Origin of the sequence: Nonlabens sp., assembly GCF_039941875.1 — a bacterium.
Classification (GTDB): domain Bacteria; phylum Bacteroidota; class Bacteroidia; order Flavobacteriales; family Flavobacteriaceae; genus Nonlabens.
The window spans coordinates 126921-139284 of record NZ_JBDVDQ010000016.1 but is presented as its reverse complement, the minus strand read 5'-3'; the positions used below and the strand labels follow the sequence as shown (position 1 = coordinate 139284).

9 protein-coding genes are annotated in these 12364 nt (G+C 35.6%); 6 read left to right on the top strand and 3 right to left on the bottom strand.

Annotated features, from left to right (window positions below; translation table 11 throughout):
* Positions 1-47 precede the first annotated feature (47 nt).
* Together ABJF08_RS10580 and ABJF08_RS10575 are read right to left on the bottom strand one after the other, a co-directional pair.
* Positions 48-1565: a helicase HerA-like domain-containing protein gene (locus ABJF08_RS10580; protein WP_348116156.1), complete on the bottom strand. Its 1518-nt coding sequence runs from the start codon at positions 1563-1565 to the stop codon at positions 48-50.
* A 102-nt stretch (positions 1566-1667) separates the two neighbouring features.
* Positions 1668-2372, bottom strand: a complete 705-nt coding sequence (locus ABJF08_RS10575; protein WP_348116155.1) for a hypothetical protein — start codon at positions 2370-2372, stop codon at positions 1668-1670.
* A gap of 134 nt (positions 2373-2506) precedes the next feature.
* On the opposite strand from ABJF08_RS10575, the gene ABJF08_RS10570 reads away from it, so the two are divergent.
* On the top strand, positions 2507-3139 hold the full coding sequence (locus ABJF08_RS10570; protein ID WP_348116153.1) for a 7-carboxy-7-deazaguanine synthase QueE: 633 nt from the start codon (positions 2507-2509) through the stop codon (positions 3137-3139).
* On the opposite strand, the gene ABJF08_RS10565 is transcribed toward ABJF08_RS10570, so the two are convergent.
* Positions 3136-3684, bottom strand: a complete 549-nt coding sequence (locus ABJF08_RS10565; RefSeq protein WP_348116152.1) for a DUF2911 domain-containing protein — start codon at positions 3682-3684, stop codon at positions 3136-3138. The genes ABJF08_RS10570 and ABJF08_RS10565 overlap by 4 nt on opposite strands.
* A 170-nt stretch (positions 3685-3854) precedes the next feature.
* Between ABJF08_RS10565 and gyrB the strand changes: the two genes are divergently transcribed.
* The 5 genes from gyrB (at position 3855) to secDF (ending at position 12182) form a co-directional block, all read left to right on the top strand.
* Positions 3855-5792, top strand: coding sequence for a DNA topoisomerase (ATP-hydrolyzing) subunit B (gene gyrB / locus ABJF08_RS10560; RefSeq protein ID WP_348116150.1), 1938 nt, complete (start codon positions 3855-3857; stop codon positions 5790-5792).
* A 128-nt stretch (positions 5793-5920) separates the two neighbouring features.
* The gene (locus ABJF08_RS10555) at positions 5921-7018 is read left to right on the top strand and encodes a DUF6588 family protein (RefSeq protein WP_348116149.1); all 1098 of its coding nucleotides are present in this window, start codon (positions 5921-5923) and stop codon (positions 7016-7018) included.
* A gap of 144 nt (positions 7019-7162) precedes the next feature.
* Complete coding sequence (gene mdh / locus ABJF08_RS10550) at positions 7163-8083, top strand: malate dehydrogenase (protein ID WP_348116148.1); 921 nt, start codon at positions 7163-7165, stop codon at positions 8081-8083.
* Positions 8084-8333: 250 nt separating this feature from the next.
* Entirely contained in the window at positions 8334-8936 is a 603-nt protein-coding gene (locus ABJF08_RS10545; protein WP_348116147.1) for a hypothetical protein, read from the top strand.
* A 180-nt stretch (positions 8937-9116) separates the two neighbouring features.
* On the top strand, positions 9117-12182 hold the full coding sequence (gene secDF, locus ABJF08_RS10540; RefSeq protein ID WP_348116146.1) for a protein translocase subunit SecDF: 3066 nt from the start codon (positions 9117-9119) through the stop codon (positions 12180-12182).
* Positions 12183-12364: the final 182 nt, after the last annotated feature.

The following is a 12364-nucleotide window of genomic DNA, read 5'->3' as shown; positions in this document are numbered from 1 at the left end:
TTTGCATTATTTATTTTACAGTTCTTATTAGTATTTTAACTCTTAAATTATTTTAACGCTTTACCTAAAATTCCCATTACTCCTCTTATAAAAGAAGCGCTGGTTAATACTTTTAGGATAGGGTTTTGTCTGGTGCTAGTTCTAGAAGTAGAAGATTTACGAGCTTTTGCTTTTTCTTTTGCAGCCTTTTCTTTGATCTCTTCTTCATTTGCCTCTTCTATTTTTTTCTGTAGAATTTCTTCAGCACTTTCTCGATCTATTTCTTCATTATATTTATCAGTAAGTTCAGAATCGGCTATTAAATCGCTTAATTCCCTATCGGTAAGAACGTCCATGCGGCTTTCTGGAGCACGTAATAATGTAGCGGCTAGAGGGCTAGGTCTTCCTTTTTCATCTAGGGCGCTTATTAAAGCTTCTCCTATACCTAGCGAGGTAAGTATTTCGGCAGTGTCGTAATAATCAGTTTCAGGATAATTTTGAGCAGTAAGTTTAATTGCCTTTCTGTCCTTTGCTGTGAATGCTCTCAAAGCATGCTGTATCTTAAGTCCCAGTTGACTAAGTACGCCCTCAGGTATATCTGTTGGGTTTTGAGTAACAAAATAAAGGCCTATACCTTTAGAGCGTATTAATTTTACAATACTCTCTATCTGACTTAGTAGTGCTTTACTAGCGTTGTCAAAGATTAAATGAGCTTCGTCTATAAATAGGATAAGCTCTGGTTTATCACTATCTCCTTGCTCAGGGAATGTGGAGTATATTTCGGCAAGTAGGCTCAACATGAAAGTTGAGAAAAGCTTAGGTCTGTCCTGTATGTCGGTAAGTCTTATTACGTTTACATATCCATTACCATCGCGATCTTTTCTTACTAGATCTTTAACATCAAAACTACGTTCACCAAAAAATCGTTGTGCGCCTTGTTGTTCTAGCTCAATAAGTTTTCTGAGAATTGCTCCTGTAGAAGATGTAGATATACGTCCATATTCTTCTTGAAATTCTTCTTTACCTGCTCCAGTAGCATATTGTAAAACCTTTTTTAAATCATCTAAATCTAGTAGAGGTAACTTATTATCATCACAGTATTTAAAAACGACTGATATAATACCAGCCTGAGTTTCTGTAACATCGAGAATTCTTGATAAAAGTACCGGGCCGAATTCGCTCACGGTAGCTCTCATTTTAATTCCTTCTTGCTCAGAAATGGTCATGATCTCTACAGGCGATTTTCTTTTTTTGAAATCCAGGCCTATTTTCTCGTGACGCTCATCTATTTTTTCATGTCCAGGACTCTCTGCAGCGATACCAGAGAGGTCGCCTTTTATATCCATTAATAAAGTTGGGACACCTTGTTGGGATAGTTGTTCAGCTATTATTTGTAGTGTTTTGGTTTTTCCAGTACCTGTGGCACCTGCTATCAACCCATGACGGTTCATGGTTTTTAAGGGGATCTTTACATGTGCATTTGTTAAAGTTTCACCATCTAGCATAGCGGCACCCATAACGATAGAGTCGCCTTTTGGGTTATAACCGTCAGTTATATATTTGAAAAATTCATCTTTTTGGGACATGAAAAAAGTATTTCCTCAAAAGTAATTTAAAAATATGGGTATAAAAAAACAGTTCTGTAATAAAGCAGAACTGTTCTTATAAGGTCTTTAAAATGGTATGGTTTAATCAGAAACTCTTAAAATTCCTATGTCGCAAAAGTCTAATGGCTCAACTGTGTCGCTATTAGTTAGGTAAAAACGTAAGTCGAGTACTTGACCAGCTGTGATCTTAAATTGAAATACCCCAGAAGCACCCCAGTAATCATTACTTCCAGGTATGTTAGCATATCCACGACACAAGTATCCTTTGCGACTAGAGTCTATAAAAACACCTAATATGTATTTATGATCACCACTATTAACATTACGCAAGGAGATTCCTCCACTTATTTGATAAGTTCCAGATTTTAGTATTCTAATTTTTCCGTCAGATAAAACATCAAAATGTGTTGGATCTGAAGATAGAATTTCTCCAGGCTCATTTCCTATTGGGAATTGATGAAAATTTGAATCGGTTCCTATATCTTCAGTTCCGTTAAAACTTTTATATAATGTGATTTGTGGAATAGTAGGAGTTGCCTGATTTTTCCAATTTGAGTTCTTATAGATGTGTAAGGATTTTGTATCTGTATTAAATACAATTGAACCTTCTAGAGGTGTAGGGATCAAATTCATTGCTGCAGTATCCATTCTAGGAGGTACAAAACTGCCTGTTGTACTGTCTATTTGTAATGCAGATCCATCGTCAGGTGTTGATGTATTGACACCTACTTGGGCTGTAATAATCTGGCTAGAGATTATTATAAGTAAATAAAAGAACTTTTTCATGAAAAGAATATAGAGTGAGTATGGTTAAGTAATTGGATAAAATATAGTTGAGAGATTATATTTTTTACAAATGTATTACTTTATCATATGTTACACTGTTATAAATAATGTAAAAGCTACCGTATCTTTGCAAGATGCTAGAGAAAACAATACAGCAACAGGTTGAAAAAGGTACAATGTTACCTTTAATGGAGGAATTTTACACCATCCAAGGTGAAGGATATCACACTGGTCGCGCGGCTTACTTTATTAGAGTAGGTGGTTGTGATGTGGGGTGTCACTGGTGCGATGTAAAAGAGAGCTGGGATCCAGAAAAGCATCCACCTACAGGTGTGGATCAGATCGTAGCAAATGCATCTAAGTATAGTAAAACTATTGTGGTAACAGGTGGAGAACCGCTTACATGGAATATGGAACCTCTTACAATAGGTTTAAAAAACTCCTCGCTAGATGTTCATATTGAAACTAGTGGTGCTTATCCGCTTTCTGGTCATTGGGACTGGATTTGTTTATCTCCTAAAAAAGCAAAAATGCCACTTCCGGAAGTTTATGAAGCAGCACATGAGCTTAAAGTGATCGTGTTTAATCGTCATGATCTCGCTTTCGCGAAAGCGGAATCTGAAAAAGTATCTTCTACATGCAAGCTTTTTTTACAGCCAGAATGGTCGGTGCGTGAAAAAATGATACCGTATATTACTGAATTTGTAATGGAAAATCCAGAATGGCAAGTCTCTTTGCAAACGCATAAGTATTTAAATATACCTTAAGGATTTACCACGGTAAAAGGTACGCTAGCGATAGTATCGTCCCATCCTAAGAATAACATACCTCCATTGTTTTGCTCTACAAAGCTTATAGAAAACGACTCTATTTCTTGTGGTGATGGTAGTACATCCATAGTGGTAGTAACTAGATTTTTAGTAGCGTCATATTCTAGCCCAGATTGTGTCGTGTCTGTGTTGAGTATAAATTTCCAGTCGTTTTCACTCGGGATGGTGTACATGGAGTAAGTTCCTGCCTTTACTAGTTCGTTATTAATTTTTACATCTTTATAAAAAGCTATTTCAGTGGCTTCATTTGCGCCAGTTCTCCATACCTGATCATAAGGAACAAGGTTTCCAAAAATCTCTCTATCACGTTTAGATGGGCGACTATAAATTACTCTAGCCACAGCGGCTTTATTTGCATCGCGGTACATGACCACATCTAGTGGGCTTTTGTCTAATTGAGAGAAGCTTAGGTCACTATCATTTTGTGCAAATGAGAAAAATGAGCAGGTAAAAAATAAGAGGATAATTTGAATATTTTTCATGGTGTATTGTGTTGAATATAGTAGTCCTAAATTAATCAATATTAATGCCATATGCATATTAATAATTTGTTAATAACTTAAGCTGCTATTTTAATGGTTAAAGCCTATAAACATTAGTGGTTTCTTATATTTGTGTATTACGCATATAGCAGTAAAAATCATACGTATTTATGAGCGAAGAAAATAATAAAAATTACGGCGCAGATCAGATTCAGGCGTTAGAAGGAATGGAGCATGTGCGCATGCGTCCATCCATGTATATTGGAGATGTAGGAGTTAGAGGTTTGCATCACTTAGTTTATGAAGTGGTTGATAATTCTATAGATGAAGCGCTTGCTGGACATTGTAATAATATTACTGTACAGATAAATGAAAATAATAGTATTACTGTGACTGACGATGGTCGTGGTATTCCTGTTGGGATTCATAAAAAAGAAGGAGTGTCGGCATTACAAGTGGTAATGACTAAAATCGGTGCAGGTGGTAAGTTTGATAAAGATTCTTATAAAGTTTCTGGAGGACTACACGGTGTAGGTGTGAGTTGTGTAAATGCACTTTCAGATCATTTAAAAGCAACCGTTTATCGTGATGGTAAAATATGGGAGCAAGAATATGAGCGTGGTAAGGCTATGTACCCTGTTAAAGCAATAGGTGATACAGATAAAAGAGGTACTGATGTAACTTTTACTCCAGACCGTTCTATTTTCCAACAGACCACAGAGTATAATTATGATACTCTAGCAAATAGACTGCGTGAGCTTGCATTCCTAAATAAAGGTATTAAAATTATCCTTACTGATGCTAGAAGACAAGACGAAGAAGGAAATAATATTACCGAAATTTTTCAGTCAGAAGAAGGTCTTAAAGAATTTATACGTTTCTTAGATGATACTCGCCAGCCTATTATAGAAGATGTTATTTCTATGGAAGGTGAGAAAAATGGTATTCCTGTAGAGGTAGCGATGATTTATAACGACAGTTATTCTGAAAATCTACATTCTTACGTGAATAACATTAATACGCATGAAGGAGGAACGCATCTAGCTGGTTTCCGTCGTGGTCTTACTTCTACATTAAAGAAGTATGCTGATGGTTCTGGTTTATTAGATAAATTAAAATTTGATATTGCAGGAGATGATTTCCGTGAGGGACTTACTGCTATTGTTTCTGTAAAAGTGCAAGAACCACAATTTGAAGGGCAGACTAAAACTAAATTAGGTAACCGTGAGGTGACTAGTGCTGTTTCTCAAGCGGTGTCTCAAATGCTAGAAAGTTATCTAGAAGAGCACCCTAATGATGCAAAAATAATTGTTCAAAAGGTAATACTTGCTGCTCAAGCACGTCATGCGGCGCGCAAAGCTCGTGAGATGGTGCAACGTAAAACGGTAATGAGTGGTGGTGGTTTACCTGGTAAACTTTCTGACTGTTCTGAAACTGATCCAACTTTGTGTGAGGTATTCCTTGTTGAGGGAGACTCTGCAGGTGGTACGGCAAAACAAGGTCGTGACCGTGAATTCCAAGCTATCCTGCCGTTAAGAGGTAAAATTCTTAATGTAGAGAAAGCGATGCAGCACAAGGTTTTTGAAAATGAAGAGATTCGTAATATCTATACGGCTCTAGGTGTTACTATAGGAACTGAAGAAGATTCTAAAGCATTGAATCTTGAGAAACTACGTTACCATAAAATCGTTATTATGTGTGATGCGGATATTGATGGTTCTCACATTGCAACTTTAATTCTTACTTTCTTCTTCCGTTACATGAAGGAGTTAGTAGAGCTAGGGTATATTTATATAGCAACGCCGCCATTATATCTTGTGAAAAAAGGTGCTAAAAAACGTTATGCTTGGTCAGATAAAGATCGTGATGAAATAGCAGAAAGTTTCGGTGGTGGAGCAGCTATTCAACGTTATAAAGGATTAGGTGAGATGAATGCAGATCAGCTTTGGGATACTACTATGAATCCTGAGTTTAGAACATTGCGTCAGATTACAATCGATAGTCCTGCAGAGGCAGACCGTGTGTTCTCTATGTTAATGGGTGATGAGGTGCCACCGCGTAGAGAGTTTATAGAGAAAAATGCTATTTATGCAAATATTGATGCATAGATAAAGTACGTGATATTTTAAAAAAGCTCTCTTTTATAGAGGGCTTTTTTTATGTTTTGTTTTTAAAGGGTATTTTTACGGTCGACTTTTTTTAAAGGGTGATTTAGTTATAGTTTAAATTAAAGAATATGAAACTGAATAGAAATATAGTAATTATCGTGCTTTGTTGTTTGGGGCGCTTATCGCAGGCGCAAAATGGCTTTTCTGATATTCTTGCTGCAGGTGTAGAGGCGGCAGATAAATATGCAAATTCTTACACGGCTCCAGCAGCTGAAGCCTTCACTTATAATCTAGCTTCTGGGTGGTACGAGAGTGGTAAGGTTTTAAAGCCAGGAAAGTTTAAATTACAAATTAAAGCTCAAGGTACTTTTGCGCCAGATGAAAAGAAGTCGTTTGTTCTAGATCCATTAGAGTATGAACGTATCATACAGGATAGTTATAATAATACAGGTAATCCTTCAGCAAATATTTCGGTAACTTTTGGTGATGGTAGTACGACACCTAGGTTAGTAGCGAGTGCTCTCGGTGAAAATAACCCAGATGAGTCCTTAATAATAAGGAGTAGAGAGTCTAATTCAAATTTATTATTACAAGAAGACATTATTACACTAGCTCAAGGAATAGGTAGTACAGGTTTAGATGTGGTGCCGTCAGCATTTTTTCAAGTAGGAGTAGGTCTAGGTGCTGGTCTAGAGGTGAAAGCTCGTTTTATACCAAAAATAGAAACCGATGAGGTAGAGACAGGTCTTTATGGTGTAGGTTTACAATGGGAACTGACACAGTTTTTTACCGATGAAAATGGTGTTAATAATTTGCCAGTTTCTGTTTCTGTTTTAGGAGCGTTTACGAGGTTAGATGCCTCTTATGATTTTGAAGATGGTGCTGTAGTAGAAGGTAGTGATCAGTTATTAGAAACTAAAACTAATGCTTATAATTTTGCGGCTATAGCAAGTACAAATTTTAAAGTTCTTAATTTTTATGGAGGTCTTAATTACGTTTCAGGAAATTCTACAACAGATTTAAAAGGTACCTACACCTTTAGATCTAACACAGTGATTTTTCCCGTTTCTAGTACAGTTGAAGATCCTTTATCATTAAAAAGCGACGTAAGTGGTGTTTTAGGAACATTAGGTGCAAAATTGACTTTGGGAGCTTTTAATATCAATGCAGATTATAGTTTTGGGGAATATGACACGGCAAGTGCATCTATATTTTTCAGAATTTAACAGATTAAACATTAATTACCCTTTTTTGGGATCTTAACGTCCATAGTTTTAAGGCTACTTTGTCTTTAATTATGGGCGTTTTGTTTATTTTTGCTTAGAGCCTTTTTAGGCCTTAAATTATACTATAAATTAAATCATTATAACATGAAAGTTACCGTAGTAGGAGCAGGTGCAGTAGGCGCTAGTTGTGCAGAGTATATTGCAATTAAAAATTTTGCAAGTGAAGTAGTATTAGTAGATATCAAAGAAGGTTTTGCCGAAGGTAAAGCGATGGACTTGATGCAAACAGCATCATTAAACGGTTTTGATACTAAAATTACTGGAGCGACAAATGATTACTCAAAAACTGCTGGTAGCGATATCGCTGTTATCACATCAGGAATTCCACGTAAACCAGGAATGACTCGTGAAGAATTAATAGGTATTAATGCAGGTATTGTAAAGTCTGTTTCAGAAAGTCTAGTAAAGCACTCTCCAGACGTTATCTTAATTGTGGTTTCTAATCCTATGGATACCATGACTTACCTAGCACACAAAGTAACAGGATTACCTAAAAACCGTATTATCGGTATGGGTGGTGCTTTAGATAGTGCTCGTTTCAAATACCGTCTTGCCGAAGCTCTTGAAGCACCGATCTCTGACGTAGATGGAATGGTAATAGGTGGTCACTCTGATAAAGGAATGGTGCCATTAACTCGTCTTGCAACTCGTAACTCTGTGCCAGCAAGTGAATTCTTATCTGAAGAAAGATTAGAAGAAGTACTTCAAGCTACTAAAGTAGGTGGAGCAACTCTTACAGGTCTTTTAGGTACAAGTGCATGGTATGCGCCAGGTGCTGCTGTATCTGGATTAGTGCAGGCTATCGCTTGTGACCAGAAGAAAATATTCCCATGTAGTACTTTATTAGATGGTGAATATGGACTTTCTGATCTTTGTATCGGTGTGCCAGTTGTATTAGGTAGAAATGGTATCGAGAAGATCGTAGAGATTAACTTAAGTGATGCTGAAAAAGCTGCTATGCAAGCAAGTGCTGAAGGTGTAAAAGCTACTAACGCGCTTATCTAGAAATTAGATACATATTATTATATAAACCGCTCCATGTGAGCGGTTTTTTTATGCCTTGTGTTTTCTAAGAAGCTCATGTGTGTTTCATTTGTTTATCTGTATTCCGCTTTCGCGAAAGCGGAACAAGTAATATTATTTTAATTGATAAGTAAATATTTGTAAATGAGTAGGTTATGTGGTTTTTGCTACTGCTAGACTTTAAATAAATAGGGTTAGTGTAAAAGCAGATGTAATTCTTTATATTTGGCACGTGAATGTAAAATGGTACATAGGCGCACTGATCGCTATAATCTCTTATTTTGTTGTACAACAACAAAGTGTAGATGTACCTAATCAAGAGGTTCTACTTACATTTATACAAGGTGAAAACACTTCTTCTAAAGACCTAGCAATAGAAACTGTAAAGACTCAATTATTGAGTTTAGGGGCTAGAAATGTAACTATTTCTAGTCTAGATAATGGGTCTTTAAAAGTGTCTTATTATAGTCATCTAGCTATTCAAAATGTAAAAGAACAATTATTTACAAGTTTAGACGCTTCAAGTGTTGCAACTGCACTGAATGATTATGGTAATGAACCTGTAAAAGAAAGCGCAAAAGATTATCAAATAGATGTTTATGAAATTCAGGAAAATGTTGTTTCTGGATTTGATAATGAGGGCAAATGTTACTTTGAGTTAAAACAAGATTATAATAGAGGGTCGCAAGTTTTAGGCTTTGTAAGTCCTGTTATTACTATTGATAGCCGTAATCAGTTAACTGCGATAGCAGTAAAAGTTAGAGGCAATGTCTTATTTGCTTTTAATGATTCTACTTATAAAATTCCAGAAGTACGAGCAGGCCCTATTTCTTAGGTCTGGTTGTTAATCAGTTTATTCTACATAATTAGATATTCATGTAATAATGTGTGTCTAAGAAAGATTATCATTCTAATAATGATAAATATTTCGTTTTTAAAGGACAAATGAATTGTCCATATAAAAGGTAAATCTCATATTTGCCGACTTTTAAATTTAACCTAAAAATATAACAACATGCAAAATAAAGGATTGATCCGTTTTTTCGCGATCATTTTTGCAATAGCTAGTATTTACCAGCTTACCTACACGTTTATTACTAATAAAGTAGAAGGTGATGCTGATGTTTATTCTAGTTCTAAAGTAGATGAAAGTGCTGTAAACGCATCTTCATTAAAGAGCGAGGCTCAAAAACATTATTTAGACTCTGTAGCATCACAAGATGTATGGGGCGGATTTACAACTTATGCTGACGCAAAGAATCAAGAACTTAAGAAAGGACTTGACCTTAAAGGTGGTATTAACGTAATTCTTCAAGTATCTGTACGTGATCTATTAACAGGAATGGCAGACGATTCTACCGATCCTAATTTCAATAGAGCGCTAGATGCAGCAGATGAAAGAATTAAAGATGGTCAGGATGACTACTTTAACTATTTTATTGAAGAATTTAATAATATAGATGGAGCACAACTTGCGTCTCCAGATATTTTTGCAAATCAGGAAATGCAAACTCGTGGAATCGAATTTGACATGAGTAATTCTGATGTAGAGCCTATTCTTAGAGAAGAGCTTAAAGATTACATGACTAGTGCATTTGATGTACTAAGAAAGCGTATCGATAAATTCGGTACTACACAACCTAACTTACAACAATTAGGTACTTCTGGTCGTATTCTTATTGAATTACCTGGTGAGACTGATGTAAAGCGTATTAAGGACATCCTTACTAAAGCGGCACAATTAGAGTTTTGGCATGTGTACCAACCTAATGCAATTGCTTCTTATTTAAACGAAGCAAATACTTACTGGGCAGCAAAGCTTGCAGCTAGCGCGGCGTCTAAAAAAGAAGATGTTGCAACTGACGATCTTGCAGCACAAACTGAAGTAGCTACAGATTCTACTGAGGCTGGTCTTGGTGATTTATTAAATCAAGAAAATGAAGATGATGCTTCTACAGATGGACCTTCTAGTGCAGACTTTGATAAGAGTCCTATCTTTAGTAGAATGTTTCAATCTCCTAATGGAGCACTTGCAGCTTTCAAAGCAGAAGATAAAGACTTAATTGATAGTTATATCAATGACCCACAAGCTAGAGGTAAGTTAACTGCAGAGCAGCGCAATGTGAAATTTGCATGGGGACTTCCTGTACTTAATGAAGGTTTAGGTTATGAAATTATTGACTTATATGCATTAAAAGGTAACTCTCAAAATGAAGCGCCACTTACTGGTGGTGTTATTACAGACGCAAGCCAGCAATATGGTAACTCTGGACTACCTGTAGTAAGTATGTCTATGAATGGTGAAGGTGCTAAGATCTGGGAAGATATGACTGCTGAAGCTTATCAAAACCAATCTCAAGTATCTGTAGTTTTAGATAATACAGTATACAGTGCGCCTAACGTAACTAACGGTGCTATTTCTGGTGGACAGACTCAAATTTCTGGTAACTTCTCAATTGATGAGGCTAAAGATCTTGCAACAGTTCTTAGAGCTGGTAAATTACCTGCAAAAGCAGAAATTATTCAAAGTGACGTGATCGGACCATCATTAGGTCAAGAAGCTATTGATAGCGGACTATGGTCATTTGGTATTGCTCTTTTATTAGTATTAGTATGGATGTTCTTCTATTACGGTCGTGCAGGTTTATATGCAGATATCGCTCTTTTAGTAAACATACTATTCATATTTGGTGCTCTGGCATCTCTTAAAGCAGTTCTTACTTTACCTGGTATTGCAGGTATTGTATTAACTATAGGTATATCGGTAGATGCTAACGTACTTATTTTTGAAAGAATACGTGAAGAACTTGCAAAAGGTAAATCACAAGCAGATAGTATAAAAGATGGTTTCAACAACGCATTAAGTTCTATTCTAGATGCAAACGTTACTACATTCTTAACGGCTGTTATTCTTTATGTATTTGGAACAGGACCTATTCAAGGTTTTGCTACTACTTTAATGATAGGTATTCTTACATCATTATTTACTGCAATCTTTATAACAAGATTATTTGTTGATGGTTATGTAAACAATGGAAAAACTATAGGATTCTCTACTGGTATTACAAAGAACTGGTTTAGAAATGTAAATATAGATTTCTTGAAAAAGAGAAAGATAGCTTATATTATTTCTGCATTCTTAGTGGTAGGAAGTTTAGTGTCTCTAGCAACTAATAAGTTGAATATGGGTATTGACTTTACTGGTGGACGTACGGTAATCGTAGGTTTTGCTCAAGATGTTAATGCAACAGAAATTACAAAGCAACTAAGTTCTGAAGACATCTTCGGTAGTGCTGAGGCAAAAACTTATGGTTCTGGAAATCAATTGAAAATTAGTACCAAGTATGGTATTGATAGAGATGATAGTGAAGTAAGTCAGGAAATAGAAGATAAATTATATCAAATTCTTAAACCTTATTTACCAAGTGATATGTCACAAGCTCAGTTTGCTGATGTAAGTAACGAAAACAAGAAGCATGGTATTAGATCTTCTTTCCAGGTAGGTGCTTCTATTGCAGATGATATTCTAACAGGTTCACTTTATGCGATCTTAGGATCTCTTATAGTGGTATTTATTTATATCTTAATACGTTTCCGTAAGTGGCAATTCTCATTAGGTGCAGTAGCTGCTGTATTCCATGATGTTATTATCGTATTAGGTGCATTCTCCGTATTATACAAAGTATTACCATTTAACATGGAAATAGATCAGGCATTTATTGCAGCAATATTAACAGTTATTGGTTATTCACTGAATGATACCGTGGTTGTATTTGATAGAATACGTGAATTTATCAATGAGCGTACTAATTGGGAATTCCCAAGAACAGTTAACTCTGCTATCAGTAGTACTATATCACGTACATTAAATACATCTTTAACTACATTAATTGTATTACTTGCTATCTTTATATTCGGTGGTGAGTCTATACAAGGATTTATGTTAGCATTAATTATCGGTGTAATAGTAGGTACATATTCATCTGTGTTCATTGCAACACCAGTGATGTTTGATACTATGACTAAAACAAATGGAAAATTGACTCCTAAAGAGCCAAAACCTGAAAAAGAAGAACTATAATCTATCTTTTTGATAATTTATTTAAACCGCTTGATCATATCAAGCGGTTTTTTTATGCGTTCTACCGAATAAATGCGTGTTTTATCTATTTGTGTAAGTTTGTTTGATAAACAGTTCATAGAAATTATAATTTCTTAATAATGGGTTAACGAATTTGATTATTTTGCAGTTAGTTATAACCA

Excerpts from the sequence above, each read along its gene's own strand:
- ABJF08_RS10580 (WP_348116156.1), bottom strand. The coding sequence starts at position 1,565 with ATGTCCCAAAAAGATGAATTTTTCAAATATATAACTGACGGTTATAAC.
- ABJF08_RS10575 (WP_348116155.1), bottom strand. The coding sequence starts at position 2,372 with ATGAAAAAGTTCTTTTATTTACTTATAATAATCTCTAGCCAGATTATT.
- ABJF08_RS10570 (WP_348116153.1), top strand. The coding sequence starts at position 2,507 with ATGCTAGAGAAAACAATACAGCAACAGGTTGAAAAAGGTACAATGTTA.
- ABJF08_RS10565 (WP_348116152.1), bottom strand. The coding sequence starts at position 3,684 with ATGAAAAATATTCAAATTATCCTCTTATTTTTTACCTGCTCATTTTTC.
- gyrB (WP_348116150.1), top strand. The coding sequence starts at position 3,855 with ATGAGCGAAGAAAATAATAAAAATTACGGCGCAGATCAGATTCAGGCG.
- ABJF08_RS10555 (WP_348116149.1), top strand. The coding sequence starts at position 5,921 with ATGAAACTGAATAGAAATATAGTAATTATCGTGCTTTGTTGTTTGGGG.
- mdh (WP_348116148.1), top strand. The coding sequence starts at position 7,163 with ATGAAAGTTACCGTAGTAGGAGCAGGTGCAGTAGGCGCTAGTTGTGCA.
- secDF (WP_348116146.1), top strand. The coding sequence starts at position 9,117 with ATGCAAAATAAAGGATTGATCCGTTTTTTCGCGATCATTTTTGCAATA.